The following is a 16,716-nucleotide window of genomic DNA, read 5'->3' as shown; positions in this document are numbered from 1 at the left end:
AATAAATACTATCCTTGTTTTTTGTTATTCATCAAATCTTCTAGCATTTGAATTGCTAGCAATCCTTTTTCATAGTTCATCCTTGATGAACCAACAACACTTATTTCTTTAATTTTATTATTTTTTAATTTTTTAGAAATAAAAGCACTATTATCAGGTCTAATCGCAATTTTAATATTTTGTTCTTCATCTACATTTGCTTCAATTGTTTTCCATATAGACTGATGTTCAATTAAATCCAAAATTTTAGGAAGATCTTTTCGAGAAATCTCATTAGCTAAAATAATATTATTTTTTCCATAAATTTCATTTTCTTCAGAAACTTTAAATTCAAAAATATCATTTACAAAAGATTCTATTAAAGTTTCACAATTTTTAATTACTCGAGAAAGTATAGGAATTAACTGATTTACCTTTTGAGATAAAAGAACTAATGGGGTTTCTAACAACCTTTCTTTAAAAATTCTTATCGCTATTCTTAAATCATCAATAGAATTTTTTTCATCTTTTATTGTTATTAATTTAGATTGAACTTCACCATATGAAGTAACTAAAATAATTGTTGCTTCTCTTTCATTAATTGGAACTAATTGAATTGATTTTAAAGTAGCATCAGAATTATCAAGAGAAGTAATTAAAGTTAAGCCTGTAATTTCACTAATATTTTTAGCAGCTTCTTGAATAGTTGTATCAACTGAAATTCTTCTTTGGGAAAATAAATCTTTTAATTTTTCTCTTAACTCACTAGCATCATGAGATATTAAATTTTCACTATAATATTTAAAACCCAAAATAGAAGGAATACGACCACTAGAAGTATGAACTTTTTCTAGCATTTCTAATTTTTCTAGATCATTCATTATGTAACGAACTTTTGCTGAAGATGCATTCAAATTGTAGTGTTTAATTAAATATTCCGAACCTATTGGAACACCTTCTTCAATATATAGTTCTATGATTTTCTTTAAATATTCATTCTTCTCTTCACTCAATTCGAAATTCATAATTAAAATTATACCTTAATTATATAAAAATGGTAATGTTTTAAGAACAAAACTTATAGATAAATCAAATTTATTTTTATCTTATTTTGCTTAAATATAGACAAAAAAAGAAAAATAAAAAAACAAAGTCGAATATGGCTTTGTTTTTTTAGGCTACAGGAATTACTTTCTTTTTTCTTCGTAAAATCCCTTTTCAAAAAGCAATTAAAATAAGGGCTAAAGGTAAAAGAATTGTCAAAATTACAACCACAATATAAATTCTAAATCACATTTTATTTCTATCTTTTTTAGAAGCTTCAATTTGATTATGTAATTCTACAGATTTTTCACCTAAAAAATCATCTAAATCTGCTAATCTCTTTTTATCTATTAATTTCATAGTAATAAATGCTGCTATTAATGAACCCATTATAGTGAAATTAATTATTGTGAATAAATTAACATTTCCAAATGCTCTTTCTAATCATTCTTTTCAATTTAAATTAATAGCTACAAAAGAAATTACTTTTCCATTTTCATCTAATCCAAAAGTTCATGCTCCTGAAACATATAATCCATAAACAATTAAAGAAAATAATCCATAATAAGTTAAAACAAAAACTAAAATTCAGGTTAAGTTAACACCTTTTAAAACTATTCTACGATATGCTAAATGAAAAGCATTAGAAGAAACATAATCACCCGCTTGAACTGCATCTCTATATCTTTGAATTGTATGATTTCAAGTAGAATTTTCAATTAAATTTTTTATACAAGCAAAAAAAGATATTAATCCTGTTATTCCGAACATTACTAAATATCCAACATTTTGTCTACTTAAAATTTTAGGAAATAAATTAGTATATATAATTGTAAATGCCACAATAGACAAAAGCATTATAGATAATCAAATAAAAGCTAAGGTTAATTTTAAAACCTTTTCTGCCCTTATAACTTTATAAACTCTAGGAGATAGTTGATTTTTAGGATCTCTATAAACTTTGCTATCAAAACTGCTAAAAGAAGAAATTTGATTGTTTTGAACAATTTCTAATGTAGCACTATTTTTTATTGGCACATATTTCAAACTACTACCTCCTTTATTTATTTCTATTAATATTTATTATATATAAAGAAAAAACTTTATTTACAAAAGATAATTAATTTAAATTCTGCCATTTTTAGCATAAAAAAATGAAAAATAGGAATTTTTTAAAATGTTTTAGAAAAAAATAAAAATATTTTTAAACTTTTTGCAAAAATTGGACATATATAAATGGAGGAAAAAATGCAAAAAGATTTAATTAATTTTTACTATAAAGATTTAATCTCCATTAAAGAAAAAGAAGAAGCAGTAAAAACCATTTGCAAAATGGAAAAAATAAATGCTGAAGCTAATAGGAGAATAAAACTTTTGCTTAAAACAGATGAAAAAAATCTAGATTATAAAACTCTTTTATTATCAAATAAAAATAATCATTTTAAAAAAGTTCTAGATTCATTAGACCCACTAAGTTATTTAATAATTTTAAACACTTACATTAAACAACATAATGACAAAGATTGAATGGATGAATATTTTTCAAGATCTACATATTACAAAAGACGCAAAATTGCATTAGAGGAGTTTCTTTATTTATACTTTTGTTAATAATTATCCAATCCATCAAAAAAGTCATATTTCATTAGATAATGAAAAAATAAATAAATATCGAAATTATAAATTTCATTCTAGTAGTGAAATAAAAATCGATGATCCAGAACTTAAAGCCAAGTATTATGAACAAAATGAAAACCTCAATTTTGAATTTTTAATTAGAAAAGTCTTAGCTGGCGATGTTTTTGAAATGTATTTCAAATTCCCTAGATATTATGATTATGAAAAAATATATGTTAAAAGCATTTCTATAAATAATGAAAAAGCAATTACTTTTTCAGAATCTAAAAATGAAAGATTCAATTTTTTTCATACCATTTTTAAAAAGAAATGATCAGAAGTTAAAACTATTAGTGTTACCATTGCAACAAAAACTTCATATGAAGAAGCAAAAGAAAATACTATTCAATTAATAAAAACAGATGACAACAACAATCATATTGAACAATCTATTATTTTTAATGAAAATAATGAATTAAAAATAAGTGTCCCTGAAGTTTACCATCTAAAAGTGGAACATCAAAAAATTACTCCAGAAAAATTCTATAAAGATATCATAGTTAAAAGAAATAAACTTTTAAATACCAAAAAAATAACTAGTATTGCTTCGATATATTTTATTCAAGATAAAAGAATATATGATGATGAAAACCAAAAATCAAGTATTTTTGATGATATTATCGCTGATGAAATTCGACATTTAATAAAAATAAAACAAGAATTACCATTTGTTAATATAAATAAATTAATCACCTATAAAAAAGGTGAAAAAGAAAATTCTAATATTTTAAATTATATAAATTATGGTTTATATGAAAAAGAAATTATTTCAAAAGAAAAGAAAATTTATGATTATGAAAATAAAGCCTTTATAAATTCATTTGTTTCTAATACAAATGAAGGAATAATGATTCCTTATCATTATTATGGTGATTATTCTGGTACATTTGAATTTCAATATAAAATAAATGATAAAAAAACTATTAAATTGAATTTGAATTTTTTAGATAATGTTCAACAACCTTTATTACATCCTAATTATGGAAAAATAAAAATGAAATATCAAGAAAAAGATGAGTCTTACTATAAACCTATTGAGTATTTTAGATATTTTATGAACAATGAAAATATTTTAAAAAATCTTGTTTCTAAAACTAAAATGCAATTTATAGAATTAGAAAATTATTTATTAAAGGAATAAAAAATGCTTACAAAAAATGCAAAAATTTTTATGTCAATAGGTATAGGTTCTATAGTAGCCGCTTCCATTGCTGCTCCTATAAGTATATATTTAATTAAAAAACAAAATCATAGTGATGAACACTCAAAAATAAAAAAACATAATGAAGATAAAATAGAAGAATCTGTATTTCCTAATTTAGAATCTAAACAATATTATGATTTTATAAGATATACAGAGAATGGCACTTTTTGAGATAAAAATATTGTAGGTGCTGTAATATCGGATGTCATAAAAACTTTAAAAACTACTGATGGTGAAATAAAATTTGATTATAAATTTTCTGAAGAAAATAAAAAAGTAGAAATTTATTTTGAATGAAAAAATATAGATACTAATCCTATTTATAAAACTTATACTTTTTCTATACATAAATAATCTTTAAGTATAATTAAATTATGAATATTGAAGAAAAGATTATTAAAAAAATACAATCTTTAACCAAAAAAAAGGTTGATATAGATTCTACAATAAATGAACTAGCATTAGATTCGTTAGATTTAGCAGAATTATTATTTGATGCTGAAGCTGAATTTAACAAAACTATTGCCGATGATGATTTAAAAAATCTTAAAACCGTTAAAGATATTATAGAAATGTTTTCTAAATAAAAAAAACTCCAAATTTTGGAGTTTTTAATTTATTTTGCTGAACTAACTTCTTTAACAAAATTTAAATTTGTATTATCTTTATAACCATTTATTCTTTTTGCTAAATCAGCATATTGAGCAGGTGATAAATCTGCCATAACAACTTCTAACTTGATTTTTAAATCACCAGTTGAAGTTTTTGTTCTAACACCTTTTCCAGGTAATTTTAAGATAGTACCATTTTTATAGGAATTTTTCATTTTAATACGTTCTATACCATAAGGTGTGGGGATTTGAATAGTATTTTCCAAAACTATATCTAAGAAAGAAACTGGAACCTTTAAATATAAAGTATCACCTTCACGTTTAAAGAATTTATGTGGAGAAACTTCTATAAATAAGTATAAATCACCAGAAGGGCCACCATTATTACCTTTTTGTCCATATCCTTCAACTTTAATTTTTTTGCCATTTTCAGTACCAGGTGCAATATTAAAGGTAACAGTTTTAATTTTCTTAAGAATTTTTTCACCATTACATGATAAACATTTTTCAGTAATAACTTTTCCTGAACCTTTACATCTAGGACAGGCAGAAACAACTTCAGTTTTTCCAAATAAAGTAGTCTTTACAACCTTTACTTTTCCTAAACCTTTACATTCACCACAAAGTTTAATAGCACTTTTTGTTTTAGCACCAGTTCCATGGCAAGCTAAACAACTTTCATATTTGCTTAATTTTTGTTCAATTTTTTTACCAACCATTGATTCATGAAATGAAATCTTTATTTTGGTAATTAAATCTTGACCTCTTGATGGCTTTGTAGAACTAGTAGAAGAACTACCAAAAATATCTTGACCACCACCAAAGAAAGAACTAAAGAATGAATCAAAGCCACCAAAACCAGATGAAGATGATGAAGAAGAAGATGAAGCGGCATCAGGACCATCTGGACCATATAAATCATATTCTTTTCTTTTTTCAGCATCACTTAAAGTATCATAAGCTTCATTAAGTTCACGCATTTTCGCATCACTAGAACCATCTTTTAAAACATCAGGGTGATATTTCATTGCTAACTTACGATAAGCTGTTTTTATTTCTTTATCAGTTGCACTTTTGGCAACTCCTAAAACTTCATAATAATCTCTTTTACTAGCCATAATGTTTCTATTTTAGCACATTTATATGTTAAGTGCTAATTATATTTACAAAATCTAAAACATAAGTATTTAATTATGATTAAATTTTGGATTTTAATAATGAAAAAAAGTTTAAATTTAAATTAAAAAAATAATCAAAATAAAATTTCCTAATCAATCTAATTTATAGACTAATTAGGAAATTTTAATGAATATATTTTTTAAATAAATCATCTTTTTTATTGATTTGATATTGACATTTAATAAAAAATATTAAGTAAATTATTGAATAAATAATCCCTAGTGAATACATTATTAAAGAAGTTATTTTAAAGCTTATCATTTTTTAGCAATAAGATAATCACTATGCAAAGATATAGTTATAAATAAAATAAGACTTAAAACTATAAAAATAGTTAAATATATAATTCATTTAGCATTTTTTATAGTTTTATTTTCTTGCTTTCATTCATATAAAACAAGTGCTTTAAATCATATAAAAATGAAAAGAAAAACAAACATAAAAATTAAGAATAAGTAAAATAAAGCAGTGCCTCTAACTAATTTTTTTTATAAATTAAGTTTAAAGCATTAATTGATAATACTAAAATTCCTAATAAAGAGAAAATAAATAAAGAAATAATAAATAATAATCATTTCGTGTTTTTATTCATATTACCTCTTAAAACTGAGATCATTTACAAATGTTGCCCAATCTATAAATGTTCCTCCTATATTAATAATAAGGCCTATACCTACAAATAAAACTAATAACCCTATAAACAAAAGAATATTTTTCATTTTTTCATATTCATTCCTTTAATATTTTTCCTAAATATAAAAATATTTTGTCCTATTTCTAAAGACAAAATATTTTGAATATATTATTTTCCTAATTTAGCAAAGTAAGTTAAAGTTCTTACTAATTGTGAAACATATGACATTTCATTATCATATCAAGCAAACAATTTATAGATTTTTTGTCCATTTGCTTCTTGAACTTTTGTCAAAGTAGAATCAAATATTGAACCATAGTGTGAATTAATAACATCAGAAGAAACAATTTCATCTACTTCATATTTCATAGTTTCGTTTGCTGCTTTTTTAAATGCTGCATTTAATTCTTCTACTGTAGGTTCTTTTTTCAATTGAACTGATAAATCAACAAATGAGCCTGTAATTGTAGGAACACGTAATGAAAATCCATCTAATGCTCCTTTTGCTTCAGGAATTACTAAACCAATAGCTTTAGCAGCACCAGTTGTTGAAGGAACAATATTGTGTCCTGCAGCTCTAGCTCTACGTAAATCACCTTTTCTATGTGGACCATCTTGTAACATTTGATCACCTGTAAATGAGTGAACAGTGGTCATAAATCCATTAATTAAACCAAAGTTTTTAACCAAAACATCTACAACAGGTGCTAAACAGTTAGTAGTACATGAAGCACCAGAAATAATTTCATCATCTTTAGTTAAAGTTTTGTGGTTAACATTATAAACAATAGTTTTAACATCTGAACCAGCAGGTGCTGAAATAACAACTCTTTTTGCTCCAGCTTCAATGTGTTTGTGTGCCAAATCTTTTTTAACAAAGAATCCAGTACATTCTAAAACAATATCAATTTTTAATTCACCTCATGGTAAATTAGCAGGATCTTTTTCTGAAAGAACTTGAATTCTTTTGCCATTTACAACAATAGCATTTTCTTCAACTTCTACTTTATATTCTAAAGGTCCAAATGCTGTATCATATTTTAATAAATGAGCTAACATTTTAGGATCTGTTAAATCATTTATAGCAACAACTTCAACTTCTTTATTGTTGGTATCTAATAAGTTTCTTAAGGTTAAACGACCTATACGTCCAAAACCATTAATAGCAACTCTTTTTGCCATATATTCTCCTTATATTTAAATTTATAAAACAAGCTTGTTATGTATTTAAATCAAATACTAATTCATTATAATACATTTTATTTTTCATATATAAATTGCTATAAAAACCAAATTAAAATAATAAGAAAATGCTTCCATATTTTTAAAATAAAAAAATAAACTTTCAATTTAAATCTCAAAAATGGGATTTTTTTTATTTTTATTTTTTTAATAAATATCTATTGGATATTTATAAAATCCTTTAATATATTACATAGACACTTTTAAGGAGGTATTTATGAATAAAAAACCTATCATTTTTAGTGATGTGGATGGAACTATTTATACCAAAGATAATTATGTTTCTAATTTCAATTTAAATATCATTAAAAAAAATAATGTTAGTTTTAATATCGCTACAGGCAATCCTATTTGTCCAAGAATGTTAAAATTAGCAAAATTAACCAATGCTGATTATATTATTGGATCATCAGGTGCACAAATTTATGATAATAAAAGGTTTAAATTTGTTAATGAAGTTGAAATAAATCCTTCTACTGTTAAAAAAATTTTTGAGTTATTTATTAAACATAATGTTTCTGCTGCAGCTTGATCTAGTGATGTATTTTATGTTTTTAGAAATGAAGATATTGAATTTTTAAATCAAATTTATTTTAGATATGAAACTTTTGATCAATTTGAACTTATTGAAAATTTAAAAAATATTAAAAAAGTTTCTAAAATAGAAGTTTATTTTGAAAATACTTCAAATGTTGATGAATTAATGAAAGAAATGCAAAATTATGATGTGCAATTAATTAAAACTCATATGAATTTAGAAATTTTACCAATTGGTTCATCAAAAGGTTCAGCTATTATGTGAATGCTAGAAAATGTTTTTAAAGGTTATCAAAAAGATGATGTTATGACCATAGGTGATTCAGAAAATGATTTTTCTATGTTCAATGGATTTAATTTTTCTTATGCTATGGATAATGCTAAGGATGAAGTTAAAAGCAAAGCAAAATTTGTAACCAGTAATGTTAAAGCTCATGGTTTAGCTCATGCTGTTTTAGATTATATGAAAAAGAAAAATTTCCCAATTAATGACAATGAATAATTATTAGAATATTAGGTTAAAATTTTAGCTTAATATTTTTTATATATTTATCACAAGCAAAAATTGCATCTATCCGCAAAAATTGCTTGTGATTATTAAAAATCATAATAAAATTTAGAATATAATTATTACAAGCAAAAATTGCATCTATCCGCAAAAATTGCTTGTGAAAGACTATTCTTATGTTAATACCAAGAAAACAATATCTAATGCAATTAATATCAAAAATGAATAATAATAGAATTAAAGTTATTACCGGAATAAGAAGAGCGGGTAAATCATATTTATTATTTAAATTATTTAAAAATTATTTATTAGATTCATCAATAAAAGAATCTCAAATTATAGAAATATCTTTAGATGATATTAATAATATTAGGTATAGGAATCCTTTTAATTTATTTAAATATTTAGAAAAAATTAAAAATGATAAAAAATATTATATTTTATTGATGAAATTCAATTTTCAATCACCGAAAAAAATCCTTATACATCAAATGATAAAGATAATATAACTTTCATTGATGTTCTTCTTTATTTAATAAAAAAAGAAAATGTAGATATTTATATAACAGGAAGCAATTCTAAAATGCTATCTAGTGAAATTTTGACACAATTTAGAGATAGAGCAGATGAAATATATGTTACTCCTTTATCTTTTAAAGAACTTAATGAATATTATAAAGACCCAAATATAACATGAAAAAATTATATTGTTTCTGGGGGTATGCCTAGATTAATAGAATTAGAATCATTTGAAGAAAAAAGTAAATATTTAAAAACACTAATAGAAGAAACATATTTAAAAGACATCATTGAAAGAAAAGAACTTAAATCAAAAGATGAAATATTAAGCACTTTGTTAAATTTTATTTCTTCATCAATAGGTTCTTTAACTAATTCTTTAAAATTAGAAAAAAGATTTCGTTCTGAAAAAAAGATATCTATTAGTCATAGTACAATAAACAATTATTTATCTTATTTTGAAGAAGCATATCTTATTAAAAAAAGTAAAAGATATGATATCAAAGGTAATAAATATTTTTCAACTATTACAAAATATTATTTTACCGATATAGGTTTAAGAAATGCTATGTTAAATTTTAGACAAATAGAAGAAAAACATATAATGGAAAATATTATCTATAATGAACTCATAAGAAAAGGATTCAATGTGGATATAGGCGTTATTGAGCATAATGCATCAGAAGACAATAAAAAAATAAGAAAACAACTAGAAATAGATTTTGTTATTAACAAAGAAAATAAAAAATATTATATCCAATCTGCTTTTTCTATACCAAATAAAGATAAACTTATTCAAGAAATAAAACCATTAACAAAAATAAATGATTCATTTCAAAAAATAATAATTCTTAAAGAAGATATTGTACCTAGATATGATGAATTCGGAATTTATTACATTGGTATAAAAGATTTTTTATTATTGGAAGATTTATTTTTTTAATTAAAAAAGGAAAATATGAAAAAAGCTTTAGAATTAGATCAATTTTTTACTTGCACAGATACTGTTAAAAAATGTCTCAATACATTAAAAGATTTTTGTATAAAAAATCAAATAGAAACTAAAAAAATATCATTTTTAGAACCTTCTGCAGGTAATGGTCAATTTATAAAAGAAATAGAAAGTATTTTTAATAATAAAAATATATTAGCATATGATATAGAACCTAAAAATAAAAATATAATACAACAAAATTTTTTAGAATTAAATATACCTAAAAATATTAATATGATTACAATTGGAAATCCTCCTTTTGGATATAAATCTGGATTAGCAATAAAATTTATTAACAAATCTAGTGAAATTACCAACATTATTGCTTTTATATTACCTTTACAATTCACTAGATGAAATGTTCAAAAACAAATTAATGCAAATTTAAAATTAGTTTATTCCTCTGAACTTCTTCCAAAAAATTCTTTTTTTGTTGAAGAAACGATAAAAAATATAAATTGTATATTTCAAATTTGAATAAATAAAGAAGATAAAAGATTTTTACATCTCCAGGATTTAAGAATAAAAAAAGCCCCATCAATTAAAAATGAAGATTTTATCTTGTATATTCATAACAATACGAAAGAAACTCTTAAATATTTTGATAAAAAAAAATATGAATGAAATTTTGCTGTTCATAGACAAGGTTTTTATGATTATTCAAAAAAAATATTTAATCCTGAAGAACTAATAAAAAATAGACAATATCTTTTTGTAAAATATGTAAATCCCATTTCAAAAGAAATATTTAAAATATTAGACTTTGAAAAACTTTCTAATTTAAATACTGTAATAAAAGGTTATTCAAATTCAAATGTTGTTGCTGAATATGAAAAAATTAAAAAGGAAAAATTTAATCAATAATGAATGTAGATAAAGCAACTAGAATTTTAAATAAAATGGTGATTGATAAATTTAATGAATCTAGCATTAATGAAAAAGAAAAAATTATTCATGAGTTTTTAAGTATTGATAACCATAATAAACCAATTAGTTTTAGAAATAAAGATTACAAAGAAATAGAATATTTTGCTATAAATGTTAATCAAGAATTTAAAAATATTATTTCTTCCATATTAAATAAACACATAATAAAAATAGAGGAAGCTAATAAAAATAACAAAAGAGATTCAGATGTTATTATCAGTTATATTAATGAAAATAAAAATATACAAACTATTAATGGAGAGTTAAAATTTGGATCAAAAACTGATGCTAACATAGGATTAAAAACTTTTGATAAAATCTTTACAATAACAGATAAAAATAAAAGTTTTTTAAAACTTTTCCAAAATATAAAAGAAAAACAAATTGATTTTATTCAAACCTTTCCAAACAATACTGAAGAAGAAATATTAAAAAATCTTGAGTTCAATATAAATAATTTATTAAAAGAAATAAAAACATTTAATATTATCATTAATAATGAAAATTTAAACAAACTATTAACAACAACTGGTTCAATAGATAAAATAAAAAATGATTTTCCTTTATTGAAATTTAAAATAAATTGGAATAAAAGTATAAATAATTCAATTAAAGAAATAAATGATTTTATTCCTAGTAATACATGAGAAATTGAATCCATAGACGTTTCAAAAAATTCAAAAATTAGAATTCAATTTATTATTTCAAGTGAAAATAATTTAGTTAAATTTTTACTTAATTGGAAAAATTCTTACATTTATAATGGCAAAAAATATAAAGCAAAATGTGGTTTAGGCACATCTTCTTTTAATGTATGAATTCATAGAAAAAATTAACCAACAATATATTTAATATATTGTTTTTTATTTATTCTTTTTAAAATAGAATTAAAATTATATTTATAATGAAAAAAGATAAAGATTTTAATAATTTTGAAGCTATTGTTATAGGTGGAGGACATGCAGGATTAGAAGCAGCTTTTGCTTTAAGTAAAACTGGTCATAAAACTGCACTAGTTTCTTTTGATTTAGAACATTTAGGAATGTTACCATGTAATCCTTCTATTGGAGGTCCTGCTAAGGGAATTATTACTAGAGAAATAGATGCATTGGGTGGTATGCAAGGACTATGAGCTGATTTAGCAACTATCCAATTAAAAATGTTAAATGAATCTAAAGGTCCAGCAGTTAGGGCTTTAAGAGCACAAATAGATAAAAGTAAATATTCTAAAATGATTTTAGAATATGCTAAAAAACAACCTAATTTAGTTTTAATAGAAGATACCGCAGAAGAAATTTTAGTAGATAAAGATAATAAATTCATTGGTTTTAAATTAACCAATAAAAAAATTTTAAATGCTAAAGTAGGAGTTATTACTACTGGTGTTTATATGAACTCTAGAATTTTAAGAGGTAATGTTATAACCATTAGTGGTCCTGATAATCAAAAAACTACACCTAAATTAAGTCAATCAATGGACAAAGTTGGTTTTACTATTCAAAGATTAAAAACTGGAACTCCTCCAAGAATTTACGCTGATAGTATAGATTTTTCAAAAGTAGAAAAAGAAATTTTAAAAGATATTAATCTTTCTTTTTCAAATCGTTCTAATGTAAAAATGCCTACTCAAATTGCTTGCTATTTAACTTATACTACCCCAAAAACTCATCAAATTATTTTAGATAATTTGGAAAAATCTGCAATGTATTCAGGTTTAATTGAAGGCATAGGTCCTAGATATTGTCCTTCTGTAGAAGATAAAATTGTTAAATTTAAAACTAAAGAAAGACACCAGATCTTTTTTGAACCTGAAACTGAAGATCAATCAATAATTTACATAAATGGATTATCTACTTCAATGCCAGTTGAAGTTCAAGATCAAATGATAGCTTCAGTACCAGGTTTAGAAAATGCTAAAGTTCAAAAATATGGATATGCTATAGAATATGATGCTATTGATCCCTTAAATTTAAAACCCACTTTAGAAACAAAAATTGTTAAAAATCTTTACACAGCTGGACAAATAAATGGAACTAGTGGATATGAAGAAGCAGCAGCGCAAGGTTTAATTGCTGGAATTAATGCATCGCAAAATTTAAAGAAACAAGAAGAAATTGTTATTTTAAGAAATCATGCATATATTGGAGTTCTAATTGATGATTTAGTAACTAAAGGAACTAAAGAACCATATAGAATGTTAACTTCTAGAGCTGAATATCGTTTATTATTAAGAAACGATAATGCTGATATTAGATTAGCAGAATATGCTTTAAAAACTAATATGATATCTCAAGAAGAATATGATAAAGTTATCAAAAAATATGAATTAATTGACAATAAAATTCAAGAAATTCATACTTCTTATCTATCAACAAAAAATCCTTTAGCTAAAAAATATAATGTGGAAAACGGTATTTCTTATCTACAACTTTTAGCACGTCCTGAGGTTGACCCACATGATGTAATTCCAGATTTTCCTTATTTAGAAGAATTAACTTCAATGGTTAGATTATATGGATACATTAGAAAACAAGAAGCAGATGCTAAAAAAGCTATAAGACTAGAAAAAGTTTTAATTCCAGAAAATATTGACTACAAAAATGTTCCCAATATTGCTATTGAAGCGCAACAAAAACTTATTAAAGTTAATCCTGCCACCATTGGCCAAGCTTCTAGAATAAGTGGAGTAAATCCTGCTGATATTCAAATGCTTATGTTTTATATTGAAAGTCAAAATAAAAAATAATGGAAATTCAAATAATTGCAGTAGGTGGATTAACTTTAGAATTTAAAAATGTTTTTAATAAGTATATAGAAAGCGTTTCTCATTTTACAAAAATAAATATTGTAGAAATTAAAGAATTTTCAGAAGAAAAAAATATTGAAATTAAAGTTAAAAAAGAAACTTCCTTAATTCTTTCAAAAATTAACAAGAATAACTTTGTTATTCTTTGTTCATTACAAGGTAAACAACTAAATTCCATTGAATTTGCACATCTAATTAAAGAACAAGAAAATAGAAATCTTACTTTTATTATTGGTGGATCTAATGGTGTAAATGAAAATGAATTTAATAATGTTTTTAAATTGTCTATTTCAAAAATGACGTTTCCACATCAACTATTTAGATGTTTGTTAGCTGAACAAATATATAGAGCTTTTTCCATATTAAATAACAAAAAATATCATAAATAATTTATACTTAAAATACTTATATTTTAAAAGAGGAGGAAAATGAATAATAGTTCAAGAACTGATTTTTCTAATTGAAACATTTTTTCTAAATGATCAATTAGAAAAATTTCATTTGTTGCTATTTTAATAGCAATTTCTGTAACTTTTACCATCATTGGTGTTCAAATTGTTCCTCTTGTTGCCATTCCTACTTATAAAATTAGTTTTATAGGTTTACCTGTTAAAATTTCTGGTTTTATTTTCGGGCCTTTAATTGGTTTTATTGTTGGATTTATTAGTGATTTCATTTCCTTTATGATGATACCTAATGTTTTTAATCCTTTGTATACTTTAGCTACCACAGTAGATGGATTAATTTCTGGAATTGTTGGTTGATTATTTGTTAAATTTTTAAAATATTTTTTTGGTGGAGAATTTAGATATACATATTTAGAATCAGAAATGGTTAAAACTAAACATCGTATTGATGATTTAATAATTTATAGTCCTGAATTAACACCTAAAATTAGAAAAAAAATTAATGCTTTACAAAGAAGAATAATTTTTTTAGGTGAAAAAAGAAAAAATATCTTAATTAATGGAACCAAAAATCAATTAATGAACATTAGTCTTACTACTGCCTTAATTATTCTTTCCATTATTTCTTTATTAATAATTTGAGTTGTAGGATTTAAAATTAGCCAAAAGATTTTAGATCAAGGTGTTATTTCTAACAGAATAGCTATTATTTTAATAATGTTAATTGGTTATGCTTTTATGTCTATTTTTCTTATTATTGCTAGATTTAAGATGAAACCAAGTAAATACTTAATAATTGTTCCTATTGTTATTTTCTCAGCTATTATTGAACTTATAAATGTTCCTTTATTATCTTTAGCTGATGTAACTAGTTTTACAAGTGGAACCAATAAACAGGAAAAAATATTTTTATTTATTTTTCAACATATTTTCTTTAGCCCTATTAAAATTTGATTTAATATGTTTATTATTTTCTTTACATATAATGTAATCGCTCCTTTGATTTATAAAAATGAAGATATTTATTATTAAAAAATATGTACTTTTGAATAGGTACATATTTTTTAATAATAAATTTTTAAATTAAATTAATTCATCATAAACATCATCACCAGTTTCAGTTACAATAGGAGCACCAAAATTTTTAGCAATAATGTTTCCTAATGTACCTAAACCATTAAAGTTTGGCAAAACACGTGGTTTTTTAAATTGTTTAGAATAAATAGTTGCTGGTAAAAATTCACGAGTATGATTAAATCCTGGATATAAAGGATCATTTCCATGATCAGAAGTAATAATTAATAAATCATCTTCTTTCATAACTTGAATTAATTTAGCAAGTTTTTGATCTAAAGTAGCAATATTTTCAGCATAACCATTAACATCACGACGATGTCCATAATGCGAATCAAATTGAACTAAATTAGTAAAAATCAATTCTTTTGAAGTATCTTTAGAAGCCAAATCAATAGTAATGTCCATTCCATTAGCATCTCCATCTGAGTGGAATGATTCAGAAACACCTTGACCTACAAAAATATCATTAATTTTTCCAATTGCTAAAACTTTAACTCCAACCTTTTGCAATTCATTTAAAATCATTGGACGAGGCACATTGGCATAATCATGTCTATTAAAAGTTCTTGTATAATTTCCATTTTCTCCAATAAAAGGACGAACAATAATTCTACCTACATTTCATTCAGGTTTAGAAGAACAAATTCTTCTTGCTTCTTTACCGTATTTATATAAATTATCTAAGCCAATTCATTCTTCATGAGCAGCAATTTGTAAAACTGAGTCCATTGAAGTATAAACAATAATTGAACCATCTCTTTTTTGTTGTTCAGCATATTCATTAATCATTTCGGTTCCTGAACCTGATTTATTACATACTATTTTTCTTCCATCAAAAGCTTTACTCAATTCATTAATCAATTCTTGAGGAAAACCATTTTCAAAAAAAGTTGGAAAAGGAACTTCTGTTTTAATTCCCATCATTTCTCAATGACCTGCTAAAGTATCTTTAGCATTAGAAACTTCTTGAACTTTTGCTGTATAAGCAATTTGATCTGGCATATGATAATTACCATCTAAAGTTGCTATATTACCAATACCCATTTTTTTTCAAGTATCTATTTTAAAAAGTTTAGATTTAGAAGCGGATAAAATTGTGTTAGCTCCTGAATCTCCAAATGCCTTTTGATCTCTATCGGCTCCAATACCAAGACCATCAGTAACAATCATTATTACACGATTAAATTTACCCATTTTTTCTCCTTCATTATCAAATAAATTTATAAACAATAATAATATAAATTATATATATATTAAATATATAATGAAAAAACATAATAATTATAAATTTATAAATTCCAAAAGTAAAATACCTCTATTTTAAGCACTTATTAAAGTATTAAATTTTTAATGTTGTGATAAGACAAAAAA

The 16,716-nt window shown here is 23.4% G+C and carries 16 protein-coding genes and 1 pseudogene; 12 read left to right on the top strand and 5 right to left on the bottom strand.

All coding sequences use genetic code 4. From position 1 onward, the window contains the following. Positions 1–8: 8 nt before the first annotated feature. Together hrcA and ACJA27_RS01060 are read right to left on the bottom strand one after the other, a co-directional pair. Positions 9–1,004, bottom strand: a complete 996-nt coding sequence (gene hrcA / locus ACJA27_RS01065; protein WP_406618140.1) for a heat-inducible transcriptional repressor HrcA — start codon at positions 1,002–1,004, stop codon at positions 9–11. Positions 1,005–1,152: 148 nt separating this feature from the next. Further along, positions 1,153–2,061 carry an MSC_0882 family membrane protein gene (locus ACJA27_RS01060; protein ID WP_406618293.1) on the bottom strand — a complete coding sequence of 303 codons (909 nt, stop codon included), beginning with the start codon at positions 2,059–2,061 and terminating at the stop codon, positions 1,153–1,155. A gap of 210 nt (positions 2,062–2,271) precedes the next feature. Between ACJA27_RS01060 and ACJA27_RS01055 the strand changes: the two genes are divergently transcribed. From ACJA27_RS01055 to ACJA27_RS01040, 4 genes are read left to right on the top strand one after another with little or no spacing between them, the layout of a single operon-like run. Then, entirely contained in the window at positions 2,272–2,634 is a 363-nt protein-coding gene (locus ACJA27_RS01055; protein ID WP_406618139.1) for an MG284/MPN403 family protein, read from the top strand. Continuing rightward, a complete protein-coding gene (locus ACJA27_RS01050; protein ID WP_406618292.1) occupies positions 2,618–3,841 on the top strand; it encodes an MHO_1580 family protein in 1,224 nt (407 codons plus the stop codon). Before ACJA27_RS01055 ends, ACJA27_RS01050 begins: the two co-directional genes overlap by 17 nt. Before the next feature lie 3 nt (positions 3,842–3,844). After that, the gene (locus tag ACJA27_RS01045) at positions 3,845–4,258 is read left to right on the top strand and encodes an MHO_1590 family protein (protein WP_406618138.1); all 414 of its coding nucleotides are present in this window, start codon (positions 3,845–3,847) and stop codon (positions 4,256–4,258) included. A gap of 20 nt (positions 4,259–4,278) precedes the next feature. Continuing rightward, positions 4,279–4,491, top strand: coding sequence for a phosphopantetheine-binding protein (locus tag ACJA27_RS01040; protein ID WP_406618137.1), 213 nt, complete (start codon positions 4,279–4,281; stop codon positions 4,489–4,491). A gap of 29 nt (positions 4,492–4,520) precedes the next feature. Here ACJA27_RS01040 and ACJA27_RS01035 read toward each other — a convergent pair whose 3' ends face one another. Beyond that, entirely contained in the window at positions 4,521–5,633 is a 1,113-nt protein-coding gene (locus ACJA27_RS01035; RefSeq protein WP_406618136.1) for a DnaJ C-terminal domain-containing protein, read from the bottom strand. 863 nt (positions 5,634–6,496) lie between these two features. Then, on the bottom strand, positions 6,497–7,510 hold the full coding sequence (gap, locus tag ACJA27_RS01030) for a type I glyceraldehyde-3-phosphate dehydrogenase (protein ID WP_406618135.1): 1,014 nt from the start codon (positions 7,508–7,510) through the stop codon (positions 6,497–6,499). Between the two features lie 277 nt (positions 7,511–7,787). Between gap and ACJA27_RS01025 the strand changes: the two genes are divergently transcribed. From ACJA27_RS01025 to ACJA27_RS00990, 8 genes and pseudogenes are all read left to right on the top strand, one after another. Then, a complete protein-coding gene (locus tag ACJA27_RS01025; RefSeq protein ID WP_406618134.1) occupies positions 7,788–8,609 on the top strand; it encodes a Cof-type HAD-IIB family hydrolase in 822 nt (273 codons plus the stop codon). 182 nt (positions 8,610–8,791) lie between these two features. Beyond that, positions 8,792–9,219: pseudogene (locus tag ACJA27_RS01020) on the top strand (AAA family ATPase); the annotation flags it as partial. Further along, entirely contained in the window at positions 9,199–10,077 is an 879-nt protein-coding gene (locus ACJA27_RS01015) for an ATP-binding protein (protein ID WP_406618291.1), read from the top strand. The pseudogene ACJA27_RS01020 and the gene ACJA27_RS01015, both read left to right, overlap by 21 nt. Before the next feature lie 15 nt (positions 10,078–10,092). After that, positions 10,093–10,992 (top strand): hypothetical protein, encoded by a 900-nt coding sequence (locus tag ACJA27_RS01010; protein WP_406618133.1) that lies wholly within the window; start codon positions 10,093–10,095, stop codon positions 10,990–10,992. Next, positions 10,992–11,891 carry a hypothetical protein gene (locus ACJA27_RS01005; RefSeq protein WP_406618132.1) on the top strand — a complete coding sequence of 300 codons (900 nt, stop codon included), beginning with the start codon at positions 10,992–10,994 and terminating at the stop codon, positions 11,889–11,891. The genes ACJA27_RS01010 and ACJA27_RS01005 overlap by 1 nt, the downstream gene beginning before the upstream one ends. A gap of 68 nt (positions 11,892–11,959) precedes the next feature. Then, complete coding sequence (gene mnmG / locus ACJA27_RS01000; protein ID WP_406618131.1) at positions 11,960–13,801, top strand: tRNA uridine-5-carboxymethylaminomethyl(34) synthesis enzyme MnmG; 1,842 nt, start codon at positions 11,960–11,962, stop codon at positions 13,799–13,801. Further along, positions 13,798–14,250, top strand: coding sequence for a 23S rRNA (pseudouridine(1915)-N(3))-methyltransferase RlmH (locus tag ACJA27_RS00995; protein ID WP_406618290.1), 453 nt, complete (start codon positions 13,798–13,800; stop codon positions 14,248–14,250). The genes mnmG and ACJA27_RS00995 overlap by 4 nt, the downstream gene beginning before the upstream one ends. Before the next feature lie 39 nt (positions 14,251–14,289). Further along, positions 14,290–15,300 carry an ECF transporter S component gene (locus tag ACJA27_RS00990; protein ID WP_406618130.1) on the top strand — a complete coding sequence of 337 codons (1,011 nt, stop codon included), beginning with the start codon at positions 14,290–14,292 and terminating at the stop codon, positions 15,298–15,300. A 51-nt stretch (positions 15,301–15,351) separates the two neighbouring features. Here the strand turns inward: ACJA27_RS00990 and ACJA27_RS00985 are convergent, their stop codons facing one another. Further along, positions 15,352–16,539 (bottom strand): phosphopentomutase, encoded by a 1,188-nt coding sequence (locus ACJA27_RS00985; RefSeq protein WP_406618129.1) that lies wholly within the window; start codon positions 16,537–16,539, stop codon positions 15,352–15,354. Positions 16,540–16,716 lie beyond the last annotated feature (177 nt).

Source organism: Mycoplasmopsis lipophila, from assembly GCF_045276895.1.
In the GTDB taxonomy this organism is placed as follows: domain Bacteria; phylum Bacillota_I; class Bacilli_A; order Mycoplasmatales; family Metamycoplasmataceae; genus Mycoplasmopsis; species Mycoplasmopsis lipophila.
This window is presented reverse-complemented; position numbering and strand designations above follow the sequence as displayed.